Below are 25,202 nucleotides of genomic sequence, written 5' to 3'. Positions count from 1 at the left end.
TCAAAGGGATACGCCGGTTATGAGCGATCGAAGCACTGTTAGACCTATAGAGATTCTGCTGATTGAGGATTCTCCCAGCGATGCGGATTTGGCAAGAGAAGTCCTCAGTCAGGGTAAAATATTGAATAACTTACATTTTGTGGAGGATGGAGTCGAAGCAATCAAGTTTTTGCGCCGCAAAGAACCTTATCTCAGAGTCCCCCGTCCCGATTTGATTTTGCTCGATTTGCATCTGCCGAAAAAAAGCGGTATTGAAGTGCTAGAAGAAATTAAAACCGACCCCAAATTAAAATTAATTCCTGTAGTAATTCTCAGCACTTCAGCAGCGCCCGAAGATATTTTTAAGTCCTACTCGCTCCACGCCAACTGTTACATAACAAAACCAGTAGACTTCGTAGAATTTACTAAAGTAGTCAGGTTAATTGAGGAATTCTGGCTGGCAGTCGTCAAACTTCCTCTAAATTAAACGGACAAAAGCTTTGCTTATGAATGCTCTAAAAATTTTTAACCTATGGAAATTCTGCTGGTGCATGATTTGCTCGGCGAGGCTGAATGGGGTTTATAAAAGCTGGCGCCCAGCCAATTTTTAACAAGTTGCAAATAGTAGAAAATAGGGTACAAGCAAGAGTTTATTGAATAAAGCAGGCTTTTCGGTTCGCCTTCTCGGTCTAATTTAATTCTGATTAACTTAATTTTGCCTAAAAAAAAGGTTAAAAATATTGATATAAATCAACTCAACACTCAAGTTAAAAATGATTCCGGTGGTAATTATGACAAGCGAATTTCTTGATGGTACAAGCCCCCAGATTTATCCGTGGAATCAATCCCAAATCTAAAATCTAAAATCCTCAAGCCCCCCAATTTATCTCGCGCAAGTCAATCTAAAATCTAAAATCTAAAATCTAAAATCGAATGACAACCTCAGCAGCCGATGAAGATATGCTCAAGTTTTATGCCCTGTCAGCCCGGTGCTACATCACTAAGCCTATCGATTTTAGTCAAGTGGCTAAGCTGGTGAGATGGATTGAGGATTGGTGGCTGGTGGTGGTGACAGTTCCCAAATAATAATTTTCAAGTTGAAAATGGTAAGGGAAAGCAAAAAAGTTTAACCTAAGATTGGTAGAGTAAAATTTTTATAGTCAAAAACGTCTAAGCTATGTGGATTAAGATTCTGTTAGTAGAAGACAATCCGGCTGATGCTGATTTGCTTGCAGAACTGTTAGAAGTATCTGTGGGCGTCGAGTGGGAACTGGTGTCTGTTGAGTTCCTGCATGAGGCGATCGCACAACTGTGTAAACAACCCTTTGATGTAGTTTTGCTCGACCTTTCTTTGCCCGACAGCCGCGGTTTGGAAACCCTAACTCGCCTGCGAGAAGTTGCTCCTGATGTGCCAATGGTGGTAATGACAGGCTTGGACGATGAGGCGATCGCCCTCGAATCAGTTCGCTTGGGAGCTCAAGATTATATTGTCAAAGGTCAAATTACTACTCAATTATTAGTGCGGACGATCCGCTACGCGATCGAACGCTCTCAAACCTTTCAAATGCTGCGGGAAAGCGAGCGCCGCTTTCGGGCGATTTTTGACTCATCATTTCAGCTAACCAAGCTGCTGACTCCCGAAGGAATTGTGCTGGAAGTCAACGAGACAACCCTCGATTTTGCCGGATTGCGATCGGAGGGTATTGTGGGCCGCCCGATTTGGGAAATGGCGGTTTGGGGCAAGTCGCCACAGGTTTCCGAACAATTGCAATGCGCGATCGGCAAAGCAAGTCGTGGCGAGTTTTTCCGCAGCGAAATCGACTTGTTAGGCAAAAGTGGCCAAATTATGACAGTTGATTTCTCACTGAAACCTGTTAAAAATGAGACAGGACAAATTTTGCTGCTGATAGCGGAAGCCCGTGACATTAGCGATCGCAAACGAGCAGAAGCGGAAATTCTCAAAGCCCTCGCACGAGAAAAGGAACTTTCACAACTGCGAGCTAAATTTGTCACAATGGTTTCCCACGAGTTTCGCACACCTTTGACAACCATCCAATTTTCCGCTGGATTGCTGCAAGATTACAGTTCTCAGTGGCCCCAAGATAAAAAATCTACTCATTTTGTGCGGATTCAATTAGCAATTAAACGCATGACAGAGTTATTAGAAGATATCCTCGTAATTGGCAAAATCGAAGCCAATACCTTGCAGTTTCAACCGGTTTCCTTAAACCTCGAAAAATTTTGCCGTCAACTGGTAGAAGAGCAGCAGCTCAACGACAGCAACCAACACCCGATCGCCTTTCAATACGAAGGCGGCGACTGCGAGGCTCAAATGGATGAAAAACTGCTGCAGCAAATTTTGGGAAATGTCCTCTCAAATGCCATCAAATATTCCCCCGTCGGCAGTACAGTTTCCTTGCACCTCAACTGTCAAAACAACGAAGCTGTGTTCCAAGTTCAAGACCAGGGCATCGGCATTCCCCAAGCCGATAGAGAGCGGATATTAGAAACTTTTTACCGAGCTCCAAATGTCGGCACTATTTCGGGAACAGGTCTCGGCTTAGCAATTGTGAAGAGGGCTGTGGAACTTCACGGCGGCCAACTTGCGATCGAGAGTCAAGAAGGAAAAGGCACAACTTTCACTATTACCTTGCCTTTAATTTGCGATCCCTGTCAATAAGAACTGAATTATCAACTATATATATCTGCGATTTAACGATTAATTAAGCCCCTAACAAACAAACTTATCAAGTATCTGAACCTAGAATTTTTCCAACAAACTACTAACAAAAAGGAGCTAGCACCGTGGCTAAGATTTTGGTAATAGAAGACGAAGAAGCGATTAGAGAGAATATTTTAGAGTTGCTGGAAGCCGAGAATTTTGAAGGAATAGGAGCGAGTAACGGCCAAGTCGGCATCAAATTGGCGATCGAAAAAATCCCCGACTTAATTTTGTGCGACATGATGATGCCGGAAGTAGACGGTCACGGCGTCATCAAAGCTTTGCGATCCGAACCATTGACTGCCACAATTCCGTTTATTTTCCTCACAGCCAAAGCCGATAAAGTTGACATTCGCACGGGCATGGAACTGGGAGCTGACGATTACATTACTAAGCCCTGTACGCCCCAAGAATTGCTAAAAGCCATTGCTATTAGACTTGAAAAACAAAAAACAATTAGCCGACAATCTCAAAAGACGCTAGACGAATTACGCACTAATATTAGTATGTCGCTGCCCCACGAATTGCGGACTCCTTTGAATGCAATTCTGGGCTTTTCTGAGCTAATTCTGTCAGAATATCAGGTCTTAGAGGAATCAGATATCTTAGAGATGATCGGTCAAATTCAAACTTCCGGTCATCGCTTGTATCGGCTGATTCAGAACTTTTTGCTGTATGCAGAACTGGAGATAGCAGCCACCAATCCCGAACTGCTAAAGGAGATGCGAAACAGCGAATTTAGCTGTGTAAAATCTTTGCTGAGTCAAAAAGCGCGGCAGCAAGCAAAACACGCGAATAGAACCGACGATTTACAATTAAACTTGCAAGATTCGTCGGTTGCTATTGATTCTGTCAGACTCGCAAAAATTGTTGAAGAACTATTGGACAATGCCTTCAAATTTTCTTTAGAAGGAACGCCTGTTTTATTACGCACTTTCGTCGAAAATCAGACTTTTATTCTGTCTGTCAAAGACCAAGGCCGCGGTATGACTAACGATCAGATTGCACAGCTAGAAGCTTACAGGCAGTTCGATCGCAAACTTTACCAACAAGCAGGTTTGGGATTGGGCTTGGCTATTGTTCAACGCCTTGTAGAATTGCACGGCGGAGAATTTAAAATAGAAAGTTTGCCGCAGCAAGAAACCATAGTTTGCGTTTCCCTGCCTGTCTAAACCATGATTATTCCAGTTTCCAAAAAGAATACAACTGTAGGCAAAATTCCCACCCTTATGGCATAAGTCATTCCCAATTGTTAAATCTCAACTCTAAAATGGTATTATGCAGGAGCGATCGCTCCTTTCAGACACCGCTGCATATAAATTTGAGCTACCTTATCATTAGGGTTGATTTCCAAGCAGGCCGAAAACAATCTTATAGCTTCGCCACACTTGTCACTATTGTAGAGTACCAAAGCTTGCTCAAAGATGGTCTTTGTCTCTAACTTTTTCTGTCGTAACTCTGGCGGATCTGCCGCAAATACTTCATAAAGTGTTACCATTCGCGATTTGCCTTTAACTGCTACGCGATCGATCAACCTCAAATCATAAAACTCGTTTAACTGTATAAAAGTATTGTGAGTAATTAACATCGAAACCTCATACTCTTTCGTTAAAGTTTCCACGCGGGAGGCTAAGTTTACCGCATCGCTAATTACCGTGCTGTCCATCCGGCTTTGGCCGCCCACCGTGCCTAACATCAAAGAACCTGTATTGATGCCAATGCCAATTTGCAGCGGCGGGCGATCGGGTCGATTGCGACTAATATTATACTCGTTAAGCTCTTCTAGCATTGCAATTCCAGCTTTCACAGCATCGTCCGCACTGCCATCAAACAGCGCCATAATCGCATCGCCAATGTATTTGTCAATAAAACCAAAATTGTCAGTAATTGCCGGTTCCATCCGGGACAAATAACCATTAATAAATTTAAAATTTTCTTCGGGATTCATTTTTTCCGAAAGAGAAGTGAAATCGCGGATATCTGAAAACAGCACCGACATTTCTTTCTGTACCTGATCGCCTAATTTGACTTCCAGAATACTTTCATATCCCAGAAAGTGGAGAAATTGGTGCGGCACAAACCGCCCGTAAGCATCTGTTAATTTTTCTTCTGCTGCTAAAGCTTTTTGCAACTCGTCTGTGAATTGGCGGCGCTCGGTTTCTACCTCTAGACGTTCCGTGATGTCTTGAAAAGCCGCGATGGCGTAAACTATGTTTTTCCGTTCGTCGTAGATTGGAGTCGCCCAAACCTCGATCGGCACAATCCGATCCGACCCATGAACTTCTAGATCGTCCATACGCACAAATTCTCCCCGCAACGCCCGAACAATCGGTTGGCTATCCCTGGGATACAATTGATTAGTTCCAGCGTCGTAAAAATGATAAGCTTCAGGAAATTGCTCAGTACCCCCATCAAAAATTAAACCTTGGGCTAGTATCCTTTCGCCCCAAGAATTCATGTAAAAAGGTTTACCCTTACCATCCACAACAAATATTCCTACTGGCATCGCTTCCAGGAATTGAGTCAATCGGCTTTCGTTTTCTGACAGTGCCTCATTTAACTTTTCTTCGGCTGCCAAAGCTTTTTTTAAATCATTAGTAAACCTAATTCGTTCCACTTCTACCTGTCTTTGCAAACTAATATCCTTAGCAAAACCCTGATAGTAAAGCACTTCACCGTTAGCATCATAAACTGTGCGCGCATACTCAGAAATCCAGATAATGCTGCCATCTCGACAGTAAACCTGAGACTCAAACTCACACAGAGTACCGTGCTGTTTCATCAGCCCCAAAAACTCTTGACGGCGGTTCGGTTCCACGTACAATTGCTGCTGAATATCATTAATACTTTCTATCAATTCTGACGCAGAATCGTAGCCGTAAATTTCCGCCAGAGCAGGATTCGCACTGATAAAATGTCCGTCCGGCGTCGTCTGAAAAATACCTTCTAGAGCATTTTCAAATATCCCGCGATACTTCTCTTCAGCTTGAATTAGCGCCGCTTCAGCTTCCTTGCGTTCACTTATGTCACTAAAAGCAATAATCGCATAGGAAATGTCTCCTGTAGAATCATAAATTGGAGTTGCCCAACTCTCTACAGGAATAATCTTATTAGCTGTACGAATTTCTACACCCTCAGTCCGCACATTTTCGCCCCTAAGCGCCCGCATAATTGGCAATTCTTCCACAGGGCATCTCTGATTAGTCCCGGTTTTATAGAATTGATAAATAGCTGCTTTTTGCTCTGAATTAATATGTGGCACAGTGCCTTTGCCAAATACATCCCGCGCTTTCTGGTTAGCGTAGAAAGATTGCCCGTTTGCATCAAGTACACACACGCCCAATGGCATAGCTTCTAAATATTGCGTCAAGCGACTTTCGTTTTCATGGAGTTTGGCAATCAGCATCGCCTGCTTGCGGTTTAATTTTACCAACTCCTGATTCATTTCCTGCAGTTCTCTTTGTTTTTCCGCTAATTGTTTATCTTGAAAATATCTATATATTGCCTCAGTGACCGTTAATTTTAAGTCATCACATTGCCAAGGTTTAGGTATATATCGGTACAATTTAGCATAGTTAATAGCATTGGCTACCGCATCCAAATCGGCCTGGCCCGTCAGCATGATTTTGAGACAGTTCGGCGAGATAGCATGAACGCTCCTTAATAGTTCGTCTCCTTTCATGCTAGGCATGATATGATCCGAAATAACCAAAGGAACTTCATACTGTTCTGCTAAAAGTTCTGACAGCAACTCTAAAGCTTCTTCGCCACTTTGGGCCGTTTCAATTAAATATTTATCTTCAAAGGCTTTTAGGAGGTCTATTTCCAGACTATCGAGTATAGTCTGCTCATCATCCACACAAATAATGACTGGTTTTTTCATAAATTTGCTAGACCAGACTTAATCGCTTCAATTAATTCTTGATTCTGCCAAGGTTTTTCTATGAAAGCATGAAGATTAGCTTGATTTTTTGTGCGTTCGATTGCTTCTTTGTCGGCTTGTCCTGTCAGCATCACTGTCACAATTTGCGGATATTTTTGGTGGATTTTAATCAGCAACTCATCTCCTTTCATTCCGGGCATCAACCAATCAGAGACAATTACTAAAATATTAACCTCAGCTTCACATAGCTCTTCAATAATTTCCAGGGCTTCGGCAGCACTTTCAGCAAATTCGCAAAGATATTTACCGTTAAATGCCTGTTGCAGTTCAATTTCCAGACTTTCCAACACTCCTACTTCATCGTCCACACACAAAATTGCTGATTTAGACATCGCTAGTTTCCTTCTTTAGTGGGGTAGGGTGAACCCCCATGGGCAGTACACCGTTTTCCAAATTCTACATTCTGCGCGGCTAGACTGCAAATTTTCGCCCCCGACTTCAGCATCCGGCGCTTTAGCTACTCAGTTAAATTAATCGGCAAACACACGGTAAATACTGTTTTACCGGGCCTCGACTCCACATCAATTTTACCTTGATGTTTTTCAATTATTTTTTTGACAATATCCAGTCCCAATCCGCTGCCTTCTCCCGCAGGTTTGGTGGTAAAAAAAGGCTCAAAAATTTTCGGAATAATCTCTGGTTGAATCCCCTTACCGCTGTCAATAATTTTTACCAAGAGGCTGGTATCTTGTTGTAGCGCGTCAATTGTTAAAGTCCCTTGATTGTCCATCGCTTGTAAGGAATTGTGAATTAAATTTGTCCAAACTTGATTGAGTTCATCAGGATAACATAGTACCACAGGCAATTTATCTTGATAGTTTCTGAACACTTCCACACCCTGCTTGATTTGGTTTTGGTAAAGAGTTAATACAGTTTCAATTCCATCCGTAATATTCACTTGTATTTTTTCCCCATTTACATCGTAACGCGCATAATTTTTCAGGGCAAAGACAACTTTTGCAGCGCGTTCAGTAGCGGTAGCGATGGTTCGGGCGCTTCTGTGAATGCTAGCAAAGTCGTAGGCTGTTTTTATAATATTTTCGCTGTCAGGATCTTTGAGCAACGACAAGAATTCTTGCAAATTTCCTTGCAATCCGATATTGACTAAAATGCTAGCAAGGCTGTCAGCATTGTCAAGACCTTCCGACTCTAGTTGCTGCTTCACTCCTTTTTTCAATACCCGTTTTTCTCGAGTAGATAAAGAGTAATTTTGTTGACTAGAACTGTACATCAAACGCAAGAAATCTTGCTGGCGTTCAGCAGACAGTTCTTTAAAAAAAACTGGCAAGCTTTCCAGATTGTTATCCAAAAAGCTGGTAATATTTCCAATAGACGACCGAATCGCTCCCAACGGCGTATTGATTTCGTGAGCAATGCCCGCAATCAGTTGCCCTAATGCCGCCATTTTTTCCGATTGCACTAATTGATTCTGAGTAGCTTGCAGTTGGTCTAAAGTAACTGTAAGTTCATTGTTTTTCTGTTGGAGTTTTTTTCGCAACTGGCACATTGCTAAATGGGTTTCTACTCTCACTAGAACCTCTTCCACCTGAAAGGGCTTGGTAATATAATCTACCCCGCCCACAGCAAAGGCTTTGACCTTATCAAGTACGTCATTAATCGCGCTAATAAAAATCACCGGGATGTCGCAAGTTCGTTCATCAGCTTTGATCTTTTCGCAAACTTCATATCCATTCATTTCGGGCATCATAATATCCAGCAAAATCAAATCGGGAGGCATACCTTTTGCCGCCGAAAGCGCTAACTCGCCGCTAGGTACTGGGCGCACTTTATAGCCCTTGCTGTTCAAAATTCCGGCTAGCAGCCGCAAATTAGCTGGGGTATCGTCAACTACTAAAATATTACCGCGATCGGTGCTAGGAATGTTGTTATTCATGTGATATTGCTTGAGATATTAATTTTAAAAGTTTGTCGTACTCAAAATTTTCTATACAATTTGCGATCGCACCTGCCGTTACTGCATCCTTTAAGCGAATTTGCTCTATCAAAGTATCAATTAAATCCATATCTGCATTCTGTATTGCTAGCTTTAAATCAGCTACCAGTGAATCAGGCAATTTTACGAAATCAGTCGCACTCATAGCGCGATCGCCCTCTTTGATTGCCGATAAATCACTTTGAGCCGGATCTTCATAAATATAGCGCACTCCGATATGTTTGTGCATAGCATCAAAAATATCGGGTTCCCGGAAAGGCTTCCTCATAAAAGCATCGCAACCCGCCGATAAAATAACTGCCCGTTCTTCCTCCAAAACGCTGGCTGTCAGCGCAATAATCGCAGTAGCTTGACCTTTAATAGTACCTTTAATGTATTGCGTAGCTTCGTAGCCGTCCATCACAGGCATTCTCATGTCCATCCAAATGAGATGCGGTTCCCAACTATCCCAAATCTCAATAGCTTCTTGACCGTTATTCGCTTCTTTTAGTTCAAAACCCAGAGGAGAGAGGATTTTAATTAACAATTGGCGATTGAGCGGTTTATCGTCTACTATCAAAATTCGATAGGTGTGTTGGTTGGGAACCAGGCCTATAACATTCCTGATCGGCTTTGGGCGTTCAATATCAGCCGCATCGACAGCAATAACTTGAATATCGAACTGAAAATTCGTTCCTTTACCAACAGCAGAACTGACGCTCATTTCACCGCCCATTAATTCCACAAATTTGCGACTGATGGGCAATCCCAAGCCAGTACCTTCTTGCGAATCTTTGCCTGTCTTGGTTTGCACGAAAGGTTCAAAAATATCGTCTAATTCATTGGTAGCAATACCGGGACCAGTATCCTCGACTTCAAAATGAAGGAAGAAGGAAGAGGTAGAAGCTGCATCGTCATTTGGGGTTGCAATGATTTGGTTGTTCGACTGACTGATTTGAGATATTTTAAGACCATTTATGGCGAAAAAATCTGTAGGTTTTGATACTGCAAAATCAGAAGAAATTCCCCCTTGTGCCTGCTGATTTCGGCATAAGGACTGCTTGCTAACTCTTACCGCTACACAGCCTGCCTCGGTAAACTTAAGAGAATTATTGAGCAGATTAATTAAGATTTGCCGCAACTTTAACTCGTCAGTTTTTATATATTGTGGCACATCGGGACTGCAGTCAAAAATCAACTGCAAGTGCTTGTCATCTGCTTTGAGTTGAAACATATCTTCTACGTCGTTTAGCAGGCGATAGAGGTCGAATTTTTGGGGATTGAGGGTGGTGCGCCCCGATTCAATTTTAGATAAATCCAGCACGTTATTAATCAGGGTAAGGAGGTGTTCTCCGCTGCTGCTAATTATGCTAATATTTTCTTGATGCTCTGGGGATAGAGTTTGGCTGCGAGTCATCAGTTGGGAAAAACCGAGAATTGCATTGAGAGGCGATCGCAATTCGTGACTCATATTAGCAAGAAAGGTACTTTTAGCTTGATTCGCTACTTCCGCTTTGTCTTTAGCTATAGCCAATTCTGCCGTCCGCTCTTGCACTCGCTGTTCTAAAGTTTCAAAAGATTGTTGCAATTGTTGAGCCATGCTGTTAAATGACTTGGCTAATTCCCCCAATTCGTCGGAGCGTTCGCTTTCTACTGTTTTATCCCATTCACCTTTAGCAATATTTTGGGCTGCTGTATTTAAGCGCCAAATAGGATTTGTCACCCAGCGAGAAGTCAGAATGCCGATAACTAAAGCTACTCCTAAAGCTGCTAAACATAGCCAAATAGTAGTCTGGGTATTAGCATCTATTTCTTTGGTAAAATCTGATTCGGGAACAACTACCACAATCAGCCAGTCTAAACCTTTGCCATCTTGGAACGGTAGAACTTTTACAAATTGTCGCTTGCCCTCTATTTCAAAATTAAAGAGATAGGAAGTTTTTATTTGCTTTAATCCCTGAAAACGAACTGCTACATATTTAGCTGTAGCTTGAGTCGAGTGGTCAACACTCTCTTCTGCTTTGAACAGTTCTTTCTTATTATTATTTTTGATGCGAAATGGTTGTTCGGCAGTTGAAGTTGCCAGTAAAGTACCATTCTTTTCCATAATAAATGCTTGCCCGGATTTGCCAATTTTGAGACTGTTTAAAAAACTCCCAATATGGTCGAGACGCAAGGCGCTAATTAATACTCCTTGTAGCTGATTGTTCTCGTATACAGGTTGGAGCGCACTGAGTATTAAGGTTGGTTCTAGAAACGAAATATAAACGGAACTCCAAGTTGGTTGTTCGAGATGAGCCGCATTTTTGTACGAAGGATGTTCGCGGATGTCAAAGTTTTTGACAACTGTTGCTAGGGTAGTGCGATCGCCTGTATCATTAGTATGGTAAGAATAAAAATCAAAACCAGTAGATTTGCCTGATAAATTAATCATTAGAGAGCCATTTGACAGTTTCTCTCCGGTTCGATAGTCTCCATTCTTGTTGCCAATGGAGGTAAAATTGATATATGGATATAATTGTACTTGGCGCCAAAGATATTTCTCCCAAGCTGATAAGTTGTCCATATTTAACAACCCGAGTTTGACAGCATCCAGCTTGGTTTGATTGATTTGATGGGGAGTTGTTAGGTAAACTTGCAGGTTTTGCTCGACCCGCAAACTCACCTCGCTCATTAACTGACTGGCAAGGTTATTAACTGCTTTTTGTCCGTTTCTAAAAGACAGATATCCTACGAGTCCCACGGCTCCCACGATTTGCAATACAAATGGAACTATGAGAACAGTTCGCAGCGATAATTTGTCTAAAATTTTAGAAACCATAAGATTGAGGGGTTTGGTGAACTTAGTCTAGAACCGTATTTGCACAACCTGTCTTAACTGCAGCACCATTTATTTACTGCCGATTAGCTAGGGGAATTGATGCGGGCTATTTTAGCTGTGGTAGATGCTCGACCCCGATCGCTTGTGAACCTAATGTTTGGTCGATTAAAGTCTATTATTTTACCCATTGTCGTATTATTGTTACCATTTAGGTAAAAGTTGCCGTCTCTGGCTGCGAGAATGGCCTGATACCCGATCGCGCGGGCGAGTTTAACCCGCATGGGTCAAGCGGTTTGGAGGCCGGCCAGGAAATTTGCGATCGGCACTCGCCATTTTCCGCAAGACGTGTTATACTTCAGAAAGTCGAGGGCACGTAGCTCAGTGGATAGAGCATCAGGTTCCGGTCCTGAGGGTCGGGGGTTCAAATCCCTCCGTGCTCATGTAGATTTATAGAATGACTGATTTTGATAGACCGGGGACAAATTTTTATCCTCGGTCTCAATTATTGTGATTTAAGCGTCAGTGTCAAAAATCGAATCACCGCTGTAGTCGCAGATCCGGGACTGATTGCGCCCCTGTTGCTTGGCACGGTAGAGTCCACGATCGGCAAGCGCAATCAAGTCAGCCGATGATAGTTCCGAAATCGGAATTAAGTTGGCGATACCCATACTAATAGTAACTACATCGCTCACATCAGAGGTTTTGTGAGGAATATGTAAAGCTTGAATAGCAGCGTGAATCCGTTGGGCTACCGAACTCGCTCCTTCAATATCTGTATTAGGCAAAATGATGGCAAATTCTTCTCCGCCGTAACGCGCCACTAAATCCGCCGGACGGTACACCACCTCTTGCACCGTCTGAGCAAGTTTGAACAGACAACTATCCCCCATTTGATGACCGTAGGAATCATTATAACGTTTGAAATAATCCACATCAAACAACAAAAGAGAAATAGGTTTTTTTTCCCGGTATAGCCGCTGCCATTCATGCTCTAAGCGGTCATTAAAACAGCGACGATTAGCAATTTGAGTCAACCCATCAATATTTACCACTTGTTCTAAGAGATGAGTAGCGCGCGCTAGTTCTTCGTTAGAGAGTGCCAGTTGTTGATTAATTTCTCTCATCCGCGCTTGAGCCTGCTGCCTTTCTGCCAATTCCTTCTGCAATTTCTGAAAAATATCCGCTTGTTTAATGGCGATCGCTAACTGATTAGCAATCTGTTTAACAAGGTCAACTTCAAATTCTTCCCATTGCCGAGGCGCAGAACATTGATGAATACATAACAACCCCCACAAATCTTGTCCATTGAGCAACGGCGCCACTAAATTAGCCCGAACCGGAAATTGTTTCCAAAGAGCGCGGTAACAGTGTTGAAGGTCAATATTATTGATATTTTCTACTATCTGCGTTCTCCATTCTTGATATGACTCAGGATATTGTTCACCACAACAATGGTCGTTAAATTGATTTTTGCTTACCAATTTACATCCTTCGCCTACGGATTCTGAAACAAACTCACCATATCCAAATTTACTATCAGGATCGAACTTAAATATGCCGACGCGCTCGGCATCAAGAAACAAGCGAATATCCTGCGAAGCAATCTCAAAAATTGTAGACAAATCAAGAGATTGACGGATGTGTTGAGTAATTTCTTGAAGTAATATCGCCTTGTCGTACTGTTTCCGCAGAGCGATTTCTGCTTGCTTTTGGGCGAGAATAGCTGCCTCTGCTGCTTTTTTTGCTTTAATAATTTCACCTTCGTATAGGATACGCTGGCGGATACATATCAAGATGCAATCGTTGACGATGCTTCCTCCTTTCTCCCGACGCACAGCGTTGATCAGCATCGGTATATCACTACCCTGCTTTGACCTTAATGAGAAGTAAATTTCCTCTACTTTACCGTGGAGCTTCAACAGGGGGAAGAAATGGGTTTGATAGAAAATTCGGCTGGCCATTGGCAGAATGAATTCCATCTTCTCTCCCCGCAGTTCATCGGTTTCGTATCCGAGTAATTGCAGTAATGTGGCGTTGACCATTACGATCGTACCATCGTCAGCAAACGAGAGGAATCCACAGGGTGACGTGTTGAGTAGCTCGTCTATCTGGTAGGTCATGTTTGCCATACAAATCAGGTAGTATGAGGTACACTCAAATACTCCTTAATCATCTCGATCGTCTCTTGTGGATGACTCAGGTGCGGGCAATGTCCCGTAGCTTTCATCACCCGTAGCGTACTTTTAGGTAGGTGGCGGTGGAGGTAATCCCCTACCTGGGTGGGAGCAATCACGTCATCAGCGCATTGCAATATCAGTGTAGGTACTGATGCCTTGGGTAAATCACTGCGATTGTCAGAGTAAAAAGTTACCTCGGCAAAGCGACTTGCAATCACCGGATCGGTAGAGCAAAAACTTGTCTCAAGTTCCTCAGTTAACTCAGGACGATCCTCATTCTGCATCACCATTGGCGCCAGAAAGCTTGCCCAACCAATGTAATTTTTCTCCATGATATCGAGGAGATCCTCAATATCTTTGCGCTCAAACCCTCCGTAATAATTTGGTAAATCATTGATGTAGCAAGGTGAAGGCCCTACGAAAATCAGGCGATTAAAGTAATTAGGAGCTTGAATTGAGGACAGAAGGCCGATCATACTGCTGACAGAATGGCCTACAAAAATCACATCAGTCAACGCCAATTCTTCACAGATATCGACGACATCCTGAACATAGCCCTTGATGTCGCTGTACCGTTCAGGAGTGTAGGCACTAATATCAGACTGTCCCGAACCTACATAATCAAATATGAGGATTTTGTAGTCCTTCTCGAAGGCCGGTGTTACGAAACGCCACATATTTTGATCGCACCCAAATCCATGAGCAAACATCATGGTCTGGGTGCCTTGTCCAAACACTTTAATATTATTCCTGCGAAGAATTGTTTCAGTCATTTGAGCGACACGAGCATTAAATTGATTATAAGACTTTTGCGCGCTTTCATGAGGGAGGATTGCTGAGCCCACATAGCGGTAGACAACTATTGAGGATGTCGGATTAAATGAATAGCAAACTCAGCAATGGTCGGCTTCCTCAACATATAACGCGGCCCGATTTCCTAGGCGATCGCTTGTAACTATTCCCATTTCGCTGGGGTTTCCATTCCTTCGGCAATTATGCTCAGATTTAAGCCATCTGGGATGGCAACTATGGCTTTGGCAATTCCGCGATCGCTCGGAGCGCTGGCTAAATGGCGGACAAATGAGCGAGCAATTTTGAGCGACTTCACCGGAAAATTTTTCAGGTTGTTAAAAGCAGCATAGCGAGTCCCAAAATCATCGACATAAATCCCCATACCATGCTCTGAACATTGGCTCAAAAGATTGTAGGGAATGTCAACATTAAGCATCATTGCCGTTCCCGTAATCTCTAGCTATCGATATTTTGGCTTCATCTCGGTGCGCTCAACAATGCGATCGCTCTTAGCTATTAAAGTCGCTTGGCTGAGTTGACGTGCCGACCGATTCACTGCTATATTAGGAAGAATTAGTCCTCATCCTAACTACTGCTGATATTGCCCACAAGCTTGCTCTAAAATCCATTTGCTCTTCGGGCCAAATCAATCCAGTTTTGTCGGCGATGGGAATACATCGATGCCGATGAATCCAACCTTGTTCAGGAGAATGGCCTCCTACTATAACTTTAACACCAGCAAGGCTACCTGTTTGCAAATCGAGCTGAGGTTGATCATACAGCAAGTATTGGCTTTCCAAGCACAATTCAAGAGATTTGCGATCGCCAGGGTATTGGATTTGACCCAAGGTATTGTTGCTGTGTAAAAACTATAGGTATTGGGTTCGATAGGCAATAAAAGCTCCTATTTCAGCAATTAAGAACCTCCCAAACATTGTCGCGGTTGCTATAAATGTTCACAAACTCCTCAGATTAAAAAAGTTGGGTTTCCTAGCTCAACCCAACCTACTTTTAACGGCCAATCACTGCGAACTCTCAAATATCCTCATCGTCTTGACCTTGAACACCCTGGAGAATCCGCGATAGCTCACTCTTTTCATTAATCGTAATCCGAGTCGGAGAACCGCTGATAATCCGTTCGTAACCACGGAACGAATCTTTAATTTGTGGGCCTCTCTCAGTAATTGTGTATTCCCGAATTCCTTTATCGTGCCAGGAACCGCGCATCTTAAACACATTAATTGCCCGCGACATTTCTCCTCGAATCTCTACATACTGCAGCATAATAATCGTGTCAGTAATCGTAGAAATATGGGAGTCCGTAATCGAATTAGAACCCATAAACTGGTCGCTTGTATTCGTAAAAAAGCCTGTTATTTCTTCCTGCTTCGCAAAACCTGTCACTCCGATCACAAATTGCCTGAAAGCATTATTGCTGACACCCCTAGCTAAGGCCGACAGCGAGTCTATAGCAATTCGAGAAGGTTTGAACTCCGCAATTTCTGATTTAATAGTCTGCAAGTGGTCTTCCAAACCAGCAGATTCCGGGTAAGTACACAGCAGCTTCAGCAGTCCTTTCTGTTCCATTTCCTCAAAATCAATGCCCCAAGAATAAGCATTGCGGAACAACTGAGCCCGCGACTCTTCATAGGCAAACAGCAGCGCCCGATTGCCGTTCATACAAGCATTCTGCAAGAACTTGCTCACCAACAGCGTTTTGCCGGTTCCCGTTGCACCCGTAGCCAAAATAATCGAGTCTTTGAAGAAGCCGCCACCGCACATCTCGTCGAGAGTTTTATCGCCCGAAGAAACCCGCACGTTGGAAGACTTTTGAGTTAATCGCATCGCCCCTAATGGGAAAATATTAATTCCGTCATTAGTCATAGTAAAAGGATATTCGCCCTTCATGTGAGTTGTACCCCGCAACTTCAAAATTTCGATGGTGCGGCGGCGGCGTTCTCCTTCCAATACGTTGCGAACAATCACCACATTATCCGACACAAACTCTTCCACTCCAAACCGAGCCACCGGGCCGTATTCTTCCACCCGTTCCGTCGTCATAACTGTAGTTGCTCCAACTTGTTTGAGGCGCGCAACTAAGCGAAAAATTTCTCGGCGCACCACCGATGCAGCATCGTACTGCTGAAATACGGCGGTAACAGAATCTATAGAAACCCGCTTGGCTTTGTACTTGCGAATGGCGTACTGAATTCGCTCGATTAAGGCTGATAAATCAAAATTTCCTACGATATCTTGACCTTCTGGATCGGGGGAAGCGTCCAAAATAAATAGCTTACCTTCCTCGATTAATTGTGCCAGATCCCAACCGAAACTGCAAGCATTTTTAATAATATCTGTCGGAGATTCTTCAAAAGTTACGAAAACTCCAGGTTCGTCAAAATGGGTAATTCCATTATAGAGAAATTGTACGGCAAATAAAGTTTTTCCCGTTCCTGATGTGCCGCTGACTAGGGTGGTTCTGCCGATGGGCATTCCGCCATGACTGATGTCATCAAAACCCTCAATCATCGTGCGAATTTTTTCAACTCCTGCCGTTACCAATCCTTCCCGTTTAACCGTTTGACTAATTTCATTCATGTCGATTTTTGTCAACTCTCAGTATTCTTTAGTTGTCACTCATTAACCGCCGATCATGAGTCTTTGTACCCAGCTTTTAGTTTTGGCTCTTGCTCAATAACTAATGACTGCTGACTGCTGACTAATGACCCCGCCCAAAAACCGATACCGTGCCACGTACTCCTGTCGTGGAAAGATAAAAATTTTAGACTTTTGTTCCACATCCCAGATTCATCTGTGGAGTAAATCTCAAATCTAAAATCGTTCGACGCGCGACTCGACGCTTCGAAGATCGCGCTCGCCGAACGTTTCACGCCCAACCGAAGTCTCAAATCTAAAATCGACTGACTCTTACCTGATTATCTTATGAATTCAGGTCTTCTTCGCGAAGTTCTTCATAGAGCAAATCTAATCCTATCAGAACTTTCTCACGATCGGACAAATCGCCAATAATTTTTCGCACCGGCGGCGGCAGGATTTTGGCCAGCGTTGGGGTTGCCAATATTTTGTCCTCTTCTGCTAGCTGAGGGTTTTTGAGAACATCTATGACTTTCAGCGCGTAGACGCCTTGAAATTCTTGTTCTAGGATGTCCTTTAGGGTTTTCAAAGCTCGCACAGAGTTGGGAGTATTCCCCGCAACGTACAGCTTCAGAACGTAGGTTTTCTTCAGAGGACTCATGAACTTTTTTAAATGTTGAGTATTAGTTGTCAGATGTTAGTTGTAGTTGTTATTTGTCTTAAATCCGCTGTTCTTTGTTATTTTATAATAATTTCCGCCTCGCGCTCGCGCGGCTGTTGGTCGGCTCCTTTCTTTTTTGTTAGATTCTCCCTTCTACCTTTTATTTCTTAAATTATGCCGAATCCCTTCTACATTCTACCTTGAGAGGTCTCTTTCGGAATCGATCGCCGATACATCTCGCACATATGAGCGATCGCGTCAATCAGGGTCAAACGGTAATCAAGCAATATTTCCTCGCTACGCCCTTCTAATTTTAGCTGTTTAGCAAACTCGTCCATCAATTCCATGTGAATTTCTACAACTTGAGTCACGGGAACGTCAGCAAAAAAAGCCAAATTCACAAATTCATCTATTTGATTGTTGACCGCAGCATCTTGAGAAAAATAATTCAAAACGATGTCGCGATAACTTGACTTGAGTTGCTCCAAAAACTTTTGCTTCTCGGTTGCCGACAGATTTCTCAAAAAAATCTGGGAATTTCTTTTATAATACACACCTAAGTATCCTAATCGCTCCCGTAATTTTTCCGCCAGCCGCCGCTGCTGTCGGCTGAGCAAACTTTGAGCAGTCAATTGGGCTGTCGCATCGATCTTTACGGATTGGTAATTGACAGGAACCGGAGTTGAAAGTTTCAGAAATTGTGCGATCGCCCGATCGATACCGGCAGCTATGGAGCTCGATCGAGCGATTGCCAGTTGCACCTCAGCAGGGTGATAAAAAAAAGCACAGCTTTCGTCTTGACTCTGGTTGGCGGTACTGGCTGCGGCCTCAAAACCCTCTGAATATGGTGCTTCGGGCTTGCCATCTACCTGCGCGTGAGGCGAAAAAATCACAGCAGGCAAAAAGAGCGATCGTTCTTGCAGCTTCCCCAGAAGCGATCGCAGATCCCCATCCACCTCCAAAACCAAACAATCAAGGTGATAATTGTGTTTAAGGAACCCCAAAAGCTCCACTGCCGACTTAATGTGCGTTAAAGTATAGCGTTCGCCTCTCAAAAGCTCGATCGCAGAGGCTGCAATTTCCTCAGAGCGGACAAAAATACCGATAGAAAGTTGAGGAAGCAAAGCTGTAGGTGCACCACCTAAGTTGCCTGAAAGTGCTGGATCGCTCAGAGTTGATATCTCCTTTACAAAAAACTTAACATTTTAACAATCATCTCAACATTTATTTTAACCAATCTTAACCGCAAAATAAGTGATGCGCTTCTACCAGAGGAAGAATCAAAGTGTACTCCGTGGTTTTTGTGTCAAGCACCCTGAGCGTGATTTCTGCAATTAAGCTTAAGCCTTAAAATAATTGCTAGTCGCCTCAAATCAGGCGTAGGCATCGAACTCCCCGGTCTCGGTGCAGATACCGAGCCTGATAGCGAACTGATATAAAACAAATAAGATACAGAAATTCGCAGCTACATTGAGCATCAAAAATATTACTGCTCTCGCGAGCAGACTCTCAGGTTTGTTATGCCAGTCACCACCCCCAGTCTCAAAAATTTTATCGAGCCAGTGCCGCTGTGCCTCCAAACGGGTGCGCTAGAATCGCTGCAGTCAATTTTCAGCTCCTGCAACTGCGATCGAGTCGCAGTAGTCAACGAACAGTTACAGCCGCTGGGATTAGTGTACCTCCGCAGCCTTTGGACTTGGGGAGCCGATCGCACAAACGACGGGCAGCAACCTTTGTCAGAAAGCTCGATCGCGATCGAGCCAGTCAGAGCATTACCCGCCACTATGAGCGTCAGGGAATTCTGGGAGTACCTGCAAACAGAAGAACAAAACACCCCAGCCCGGTCAAACCGCCAAACCGCCGGCATTTCCTCAAACAGCCCGATCGCCCTCACAGATGCCAGTGGTCAATTCTTAGGAATGCTAGACAGCCTGAGCCTGCTGCAATTCGCCGCACTCAACAGCAGCTCGCTCTGCAGCCTCACAGAGCAGGCAAAAGCCGTCAAAGAAATCGAATTAAAACCGGTTTCCGAAGCCATCGCCACAGCCCTAAACGCTCAAGTGCGCTTTTTAGAAGCAGGATTGAAACCTTCGGAAAACCTGAACTCCCTAGTTGAACTGTTGGAAAAACTGCCCCTGCCCCTGAGATTGCAAACCCCTACCGCACAAATAGTCAGCCAAAACGCAGCGTGGCGGATGTTGCTGGGAGCAGGCCCAGAACCAGTTCCAGAACCAGCAGCAAATTTGGGTAAACACTCGCCCCGCAAACCAAGCCATTTAACAAGCGAATACAAGAGCGTGCAGTTAGAGGGCATCACCACTGACTGCAGGAGCCTAGTAGGAGCAAGTAGATCGGGCGATTCCCTGCGGGATAGCTTCGCCGCGCGTGATTCAACCGCAGCCACCAGTTGCCCGCTGCCCCTGTACGCTGCCGCCTCCCCCTCAACATTAACCGCTCCAGCTTGGTGTCCCATGGCCGGCAAACCAGACACCTACATTTGCGAGTGCCCCGTACAAAAAGGTCAAGAACGGATCTGGCAATTTGTCAAACAGCCGCTCTCAGACAAGCTAATTTTAGTAATGGGACAAGATGTCACCGAAGAACATTTAGTCGCCAAAGAACTAGCAGCGAAAAACGCAGATTTAATCCACCTCAACCGACTAAAAGACGAATTTTTATCCTGCATCAGCCACGAACTAAAAACCCCGCTCACCGCCGTCCTCGGTTTGTCCAGCCTCCTCAAAGATAAATTGATCGGAGAACTCAACGATCGCCAAACACGCTACGCCAAACTAATCCATAAAAGCGGGCGGCATTTGATGACAATAGTTAACGACATTTTAGACTTGACCCGGATGGAAACCGGGCAGCTAGAACTAATTCCCGAAGCAGTGGAAATAGCATCAACCTGCCAAAGAGCCTTTGAACAAGCAAAACAACTGCAACAGCAAGAAGAAAAAAACCCTCCCGCCCCCAGCAAAACGGACGGTACAGCCAACGCAGAACCATCCGCCCAAATAGAATTTACACTCGAAATAGAACCGGGACTGAGCCACTTAATTGCCGACGAACTGCGGCTGCGGCAAATGCTAGTTAACCTCCTTTCCAACGCCCTAAAATTCACAGAAATCGGTGGCAAAATCGGATTGAAAGTAAATGTTTGGGAAGGCTGGATCGCATTCACAGTTTGGGACACTGGCATCGGGATCCCCGCCGACAAACAGCACCTGATCTTTCAGAAATTCCAACAGCTAGAAAGCCCCCTCACCAGGCGCTTTCAAGGAACCGGACTGGGACTGGTACTGACTCAACGCCTAGCTCGGCTCCACGGCGGGGACGTTTCGTTTATTTCCTCAGAAAACCAAGGCTCTCAATTTACCCTGTTGCTGCCACCAAATCCTCCGGGAAACAGCAGCCAAGAAATCCCGGCACAGGAAGCCACCGAGGAGGAAGAATTATTAAAACCCCCATATCCGACTCCGATCGCCAATTCTCGCTCTCGTTTAGTATTAATAGTCGAAGCCGTTCCCAAATATATCGAAGATTTAACCAACGTCATCTCAGGTTTGGGCTACCAAGTAATAGTCGCCCGTTCCGGCACCGAAGCGCTGGAAAAAGCTCGCAGGTTCAGTCCCGAAGCGATTTTCCTCAACCCGCTGCTGCCACTGCTGTCGGGTTGGGACGTGCTGACGCTGCTCAAGAGTGACCCGGATACCCGATCGATTCCGGCGATCGTCACGGCCACCAGAGGCGAAAAAGAACGGGCCAGTGTCAACAGGGCTGAAGGCTTTTTAAGCTTGCCGGTGGAAGAACCCGCTTTGCGGCGGCTGCTGACAGACTTGATCGGCCACAGTAATGCCTGTACAGGCAAAGTGAAGAGTTCTTTAACCGTGTTGTGGCTCAGCCCGCAAAACAGTTCGTCTCAAGGTTCCGCTTTACTGCTCAACCCCAACTACTGCCGGGTTTTAGAAGCAGACGACCTCGGCCAAGCAGAACTCGTGGCCAGAATTTGGCGGCCCGATGCGATCGTCTTAGACGGTACAAGTCAACTGCAAAACCCCTTAGCTTTTATCGAACAGTTAAGTCGGTCTCGAAATTTGGGTTCTCTCCCCTTGGTGACTTTAGACTCCCGAACTACACAACTGGCAAATCAAGTCAAAGGATTGTCCGTATTTCCCTGTTTAGCCACTAGCAGTCCCGACGACAGTGAAACTTCACCAACCGGGTTAATGCCAAGTGCTTTGTGGCAAGTGATTCAAGTTGCTGCGGGCATGAGTTGGAAGCCCAGCATTTTATTTGCTGACATTTCGACTTTACCCGATTTGCACTCCTCTTCTGGGGGGAACCCGACGGGAGAATTGGAGCATTGCGATCGATCGACCGCGGCCGAGATTCCCCTCCCCAATTCCCAGTTTTCTACTCCCAACTTTCAAGCTTTGATTCAGTACATCCACACCGCAGGATTTCGAGGGTCGATCGCTCCCTGTTGGACAGAAGTTTTGCAGCAGTTGCAATATCAAAGCGTTGACTTAGTTTTGCTGTGTTTGCGAGATGCCCCCTCAGAATCCCCCGCTATGCTGCAGGCGCTCTCGAACCTGCGGCAAATGGCAGTAAAACTGCCAATTTTAGTCTGGGATTATCGATCGGCTGTAAATTCGGAATCCGAGGCGATCGACTTTCTACTGCAAGAAGTATCTGCCAAAATTTTGCCTTCTTCCTTGTCGGCAGCACAATTGTTAGACAAAATTCAACAGACTTTATTAACTCACTAAAATTTTTGAAAATGAAGGATTTACCAGGTTTAGATTGAATAATTTACTCCTTTATAACCAGTAAAAACAAAAGAGTATTTAGGACAAAAAAAAGGATTTTTTAAGTTTTAAAATATAAACCGCGAAGCGTTATTTATGGACTCATTTAAGTTGCTAATCACTCATAATTGTGCCTATTTGCAGTGAGGTAATCAGTCGTGTCTAAAACAGTGAATAAAAACGACAATCCAGAATGTAAACATAATTTGAGAAGTATTTAAATGAAAACCAAAAAGTGTTGCGAGTCAAGAAGCAATATCAAAACTCAAAAATATGAGTTATTATAGGCGATCGAGAAACCCTTATATTTTTTTCTGGGGCTGTACAGTGCCTAATCGCATTCCTTTAATATCTCTGCTACTCGCACTCGGTTTGGGGGCAATGCCCGAGCCTGCTGTTGCACAGGCCCTCCTGCCTTACACCCTGCAAATCGACTCGGCCCAACTCGAACAAACGGCCTTGAGCCTTGCAGAAGAAGCCGTCCAGCTAGCCAGACTCCAGCAGTACCAACTAGCGGTACCCAGAGCCGAACTCGCCACACAGTTAGCCCCCAAAAATGCTCAAACTTGGACTTTGTTAGGTAGCTTGTACCTTCAAGTCGAGGAGTTTGACAAAGGCATTGAAGCTTTGGGACAAGCTCAATCTCTGTCGCCAGAAAATCCCTCAATTAAATTTGTCTTGGGAGAAGCTTACTTTCGGAAAGCGAACTACGAGAAAGCAGCCGAATATTTGCAAGCAGGATTAAAACTCAAACCAGACACTCCAGGTGCATTATTTGATTTAGGCAATGCTTTTTATAAGCTGAAGCGGTTCGATCAGGCGATCGCCCAATACGAAAAAGCCTTTGCTTTAGAAAAAAATCTTTGGCCTGCTGTCAACAATATCGGATTAGTCAAATACGAAATGGGGGATGTTGATAGCGCCATCAAACGCTGGCAAGAAGCGATCGTGATCGACGACAAAGCAGCCGAAGCAATGCTAGCTCTAGCAGTAGCATTCTACACCAAAGGTGACAAAGAAAAAGGCTTAGCGATGGGAGAAGCAGCTCTGAAACTAGACCAACGCTATGCTACCGTAGAATATCTCAAAGAAAACCTCTGGGGCGATCGTTTAATCGCAGATACGCAAAAGTTGCTAGCCACTCCTGAAATGAAAGCAGCACTGGCTAAAATTCAAGACGCCCCACCCCCTCCCCAACTCTCGCCTTAATTGTAGTTAAGTTTGTAGTGAGGACTTGAGTCCTCAAAGCCTTTTTTAACTGATAACCAACTATCTTATTCAGAACTAAGACCAAAAAATAGTTGAATGCGCTATCGGTAGGGGTAAGGTGCGCGCACAGCGCACCCTACAGATAGAGTTGGTGCGTAAGTTCTATTATTGCCACGAAGCAATTGCTGTCTTCAATTCTCCAATCTAAAATCTAAAATCTAAAATCTAAAATCCCATGACCCCCCTAAGCTGGACAGAATTAGAAGCCCTCACAGACTTTGAAGTCGATCGCACAAACGGCCCCACCAACGCCCAAGCCCGGTTGCGCCTCTTTGGTAAAACCGAATCCGATGTGCGAGTCACCCTGTACCGCGATAACCATGCGTGGTGTCCCTACTGCCAAAAAATCTGGCTGTGGCTGGAAGAAAAACAAATCCCCTACCGTATTGACAAAGTTACAATGTTCTGCTATGGGGAAAAGGAAAGCTGGTACAAGCGCAAAGTGCCATCGGGAATGCTACCGGCGATCGAACTAGACGGCCGCATCATCACCGAAAGCGATGACATCTTAATCGCCCTCGAACGAGTCTATGGCCCCTTGGGTTTGGGCATGGAAAACCCCGCAGTAATACCCCTGCGGCGGTTAGAGCGACTGCTATTTAGGGCCTGGTGTTCTTGGCTGTGCTACCCAGCAACTTCAGCCAAAGTAGAACAACACAACCGCAACCAATTTATCAGCGTCGTCGCCCAAGTAGAAAAAGCTCTGGCTAGCACTCCGGGGCCTTATTTCCTCGATGAATTTGGCACTGCGGATGTCATCTTTACGCCCTACGTCGAACGCATGAATGCCAGTCTTTACTACTACAAAGGCTACTCAATGCGGGAAGAAAATCCCCGCTTTGCTGACTGGTTTGCGGCGATGGAAAGCCGCCCTACCTATCGCGGCACTCAGAGCGACTTTCACACCCACGTCCACGATTTACCGCCTCAGATGGGCGGGTGTTATGAAAACGGCGAACCTCAGATGCTAGTCAATAAAGCCCGCGTGGATAATGGGCCTTGGGCTGGACTGCCGGATGTGATGTATCCAGAACCGGAAACCTCCCGCGCTGAAGCACTTCATCGCGTCATTAAGCACCAGCGCAACATCGTTCGAGTCAATCCTGCTGATGACAACTTATTTGATGAGGCTTTGCGTTGTGCTTTAACTTTGATGATGACTGGCGAAGTTTGTATGCCGCCGGCTGGTTCTGATGCGGCTTTGCGGTATTTGCGCGATCGGGTGAATGTGCCCCGTGATATGTCCATCTACGCGGCCAAGCGATTGAGGGAAGCGTTGGAGGAAACGGCGGCTTTGGTGGGTGATGGCCAAGGTTCTCCGATTCTGCTGAAGCATCGGCGAGATCAAGATCCGGCTAATTTTGTATAGGATTCTAGGGCGATCGCGTGTTAAATTAACTTTTGGTAGCATGGTTAGTGATTACTTTTGCCAGCGCGATCGCATCCAAGCACAAGATAATAGAGTCAATTTTGCTTGAGAATACGATTATTGAAGATGT

Annotated in this window: 19 protein-coding genes and 1 tRNA gene; 8 read left to right on the top strand and 12 right to left on the bottom strand. The window is 44.6% G+C overall.

Annotated elements, in window-relative coordinates; all coding sequences use genetic code 11:
* The first annotated feature begins 19 nt into the window (after positions 1–19).
* The 4 genes from QUB26_RS01885 (at position 20) to QUB26_RS01870 (ending at position 3,873) form a co-directional block, all read left to right on the top strand.
* Positions 20–466 (top strand): response regulator, encoded by a 447-nt coding sequence (locus QUB26_RS01885; protein WP_333208963.1) that lies wholly within the window; start codon positions 20–22, stop codon positions 464–466.
* Between the two features lie 446 nt (positions 467–912).
* Positions 913–1,065 (top strand): hypothetical protein, encoded by a 153-nt coding sequence (locus QUB26_RS01880; protein WP_333316325.1) that lies wholly within the window; start codon positions 913–915, stop codon positions 1,063–1,065.
* A gap of 91 nt (positions 1,066–1,156) precedes the next feature.
* Positions 1,157–2,659 carry an ATP-binding protein gene (locus tag QUB26_RS01875; RefSeq protein WP_333316323.1) on the top strand — a complete coding sequence of 501 codons (1,503 nt, stop codon included), beginning with the start codon at positions 1,157–1,159 and terminating at the stop codon, positions 2,657–2,659.
* Between the two features lie 125 nt (positions 2,660–2,784).
* Positions 2,785–3,873, top strand: a complete 1,089-nt coding sequence (locus tag QUB26_RS01870; RefSeq protein ID WP_333239399.1) for a response regulator — start codon at positions 2,785–2,787, stop codon at positions 3,871–3,873.
* A 104-nt stretch (positions 3,874–3,977) separates the two neighbouring features.
* Here the strand turns inward: QUB26_RS01870 and QUB26_RS01865 are convergent, their stop codons facing one another.
* The 5 genes from QUB26_RS01865 to QUB26_RS01845 form a co-directional block, all read right to left on the bottom strand.
* The gene (locus tag QUB26_RS01865; protein ID WP_333316321.1) at positions 3,978–6,584 is read right to left on the bottom strand and encodes a PAS domain S-box protein; all 2,607 of its coding nucleotides are present in this window, start codon (positions 6,582–6,584) and stop codon (positions 3,978–3,980) included.
* Complete coding sequence (locus QUB26_RS01860; RefSeq protein ID WP_333056787.1) at positions 6,581–6,976, bottom strand: response regulator; 396 nt, start codon at positions 6,974–6,976, stop codon at positions 6,581–6,583. Before QUB26_RS01860 ends, QUB26_RS01865 begins: the two co-directional genes overlap by 4 nt.
* 125 nt (positions 6,977–7,101) lie before the next feature.
* Entirely contained in the window at positions 7,102–8,538 is a 1,437-nt protein-coding gene (locus tag QUB26_RS01855; protein ID WP_333316319.1) for a response regulator, read from the bottom strand.
* A complete protein-coding gene (locus QUB26_RS01850; RefSeq protein WP_333316317.1) occupies positions 8,531–11,398 on the bottom strand; it encodes an ATP-binding protein in 2,868 nt (955 codons plus the stop codon). The genes QUB26_RS01855 and QUB26_RS01850 overlap by 8 nt, the downstream gene beginning before the upstream one ends.
* Positions 11,399–11,481: 83 nt before the next feature.
* Entirely contained in the window at positions 11,482–11,679 is a 198-nt protein-coding gene (locus tag QUB26_RS01845; RefSeq protein ID WP_333056790.1) for a hypothetical protein, read from the bottom strand.
* Positions 11,680–11,765: 86 nt separating this feature from the next.
* Between QUB26_RS01845 and QUB26_RS01840 the strand changes: the two genes are divergently transcribed.
* Positions 11,766–11,838 (top strand) — tRNA-Arg (locus tag QUB26_RS01840).
* Between the two features lie 72 nt (positions 11,839–11,910).
* Here the strand turns inward: QUB26_RS01840 and QUB26_RS01835 are convergent.
* The 7 genes from QUB26_RS01835 to QUB26_RS01805 all read right to left on the bottom strand — a co-directional run bounded on the left by QUB26_RS01835 (position 11,911) and on the right by QUB26_RS01805 (position 18,747).
* Positions 11,911–13,518, bottom strand: coding sequence for a diguanylate cyclase domain-containing protein (locus QUB26_RS01835; RefSeq protein ID WP_333316315.1), 1,608 nt, complete (start codon positions 13,516–13,518; stop codon positions 11,911–11,913).
* A 14-nt stretch (positions 13,519–13,532) separates the two neighbouring features.
* On the bottom strand, positions 13,533–14,420 hold the full coding sequence (locus tag QUB26_RS01830; RefSeq protein WP_333302600.1) for an alpha/beta hydrolase: 888 nt from the start codon (positions 14,418–14,420) through the stop codon (positions 13,533–13,535).
* 110 nt (positions 14,421–14,530) lie between these two features.
* Positions 14,531–14,821 (bottom strand): EAL domain-containing protein, encoded by a 291-nt coding sequence (locus QUB26_RS01825; RefSeq protein ID WP_333239477.1) that lies wholly within the window; start codon positions 14,819–14,821, stop codon positions 14,531–14,533.
* A 109-nt stretch (positions 14,822–14,930) separates the two neighbouring features.
* Positions 14,931–15,215, bottom strand: a complete 285-nt coding sequence (locus tag QUB26_RS01820) for a hypothetical protein (RefSeq protein WP_333316313.1) — start codon at positions 15,213–15,215, stop codon at positions 14,931–14,933.
* A gap of 187 nt (positions 15,216–15,402) precedes the next feature.
* The gene (gene kaiC / locus QUB26_RS01815) at positions 15,403–16,965 is read right to left on the bottom strand and encodes a circadian clock protein KaiC (protein WP_333239415.1); all 1,563 of its coding nucleotides are present in this window, start codon (positions 16,963–16,965) and stop codon (positions 15,403–15,405) included.
* Between the two features lie 343 nt (positions 16,966–17,308).
* Entirely contained in the window at positions 17,309–17,623 is a 315-nt protein-coding gene (kaiB, locus tag QUB26_RS01810) for a circadian clock protein KaiB (protein ID WP_006632119.1), read from the bottom strand.
* A 188-nt stretch (positions 17,624–17,811) separates the two neighbouring features.
* Positions 17,812–18,747: a circadian clock protein KaiA gene (locus QUB26_RS01805; protein ID WP_333239418.1), complete on the bottom strand. Its 936-nt coding sequence runs from the start codon at positions 18,745–18,747 to the stop codon at positions 17,812–17,814.
* A 396-nt stretch (positions 18,748–19,143) separates the two neighbouring features.
* Between QUB26_RS01805 and QUB26_RS01800 the strand changes: the two genes are divergently transcribed.
* From QUB26_RS01800 to QUB26_RS01790, 3 genes are all read left to right on the top strand, one after another.
* On the top strand, positions 19,144–22,395 hold the full coding sequence (locus QUB26_RS01800) for an ATP-binding protein (protein WP_333239420.1): 3,252 nt from the start codon (positions 19,144–19,146) through the stop codon (positions 22,393–22,395).
* 366 nt (positions 22,396–22,761) lie between these two features.
* Positions 22,762–23,643, top strand: a complete 882-nt coding sequence (locus QUB26_RS01795) for a tetratricopeptide repeat protein (RefSeq protein ID WP_445299582.1) — start codon at positions 22,762–22,764, stop codon at positions 23,641–23,643.
* 235 nt (positions 23,644–23,878) lie between these two features.
* On the top strand, positions 23,879–25,072 hold the full coding sequence (locus tag QUB26_RS01790; RefSeq protein ID WP_333316311.1) for a glutathione S-transferase family protein: 1,194 nt from the start codon (positions 23,879–23,881) through the stop codon (positions 25,070–25,072).
* The last annotated feature ends 130 nt before the right edge of the window (positions 25,073–25,202 follow it).

This window comes from Microcoleus sp. B4-C1 (assembly GCF_036705285.1).
Classification (GTDB): Bacteria; Cyanobacteriota; Cyanobacteriia; order Cyanobacteriales; family Microcoleaceae; genus Microcoleus.
The sequence above is the reverse complement of the archived record's forward strand: the minus strand, read 5'-3'. Positions and strand labels throughout refer to the sequence as shown.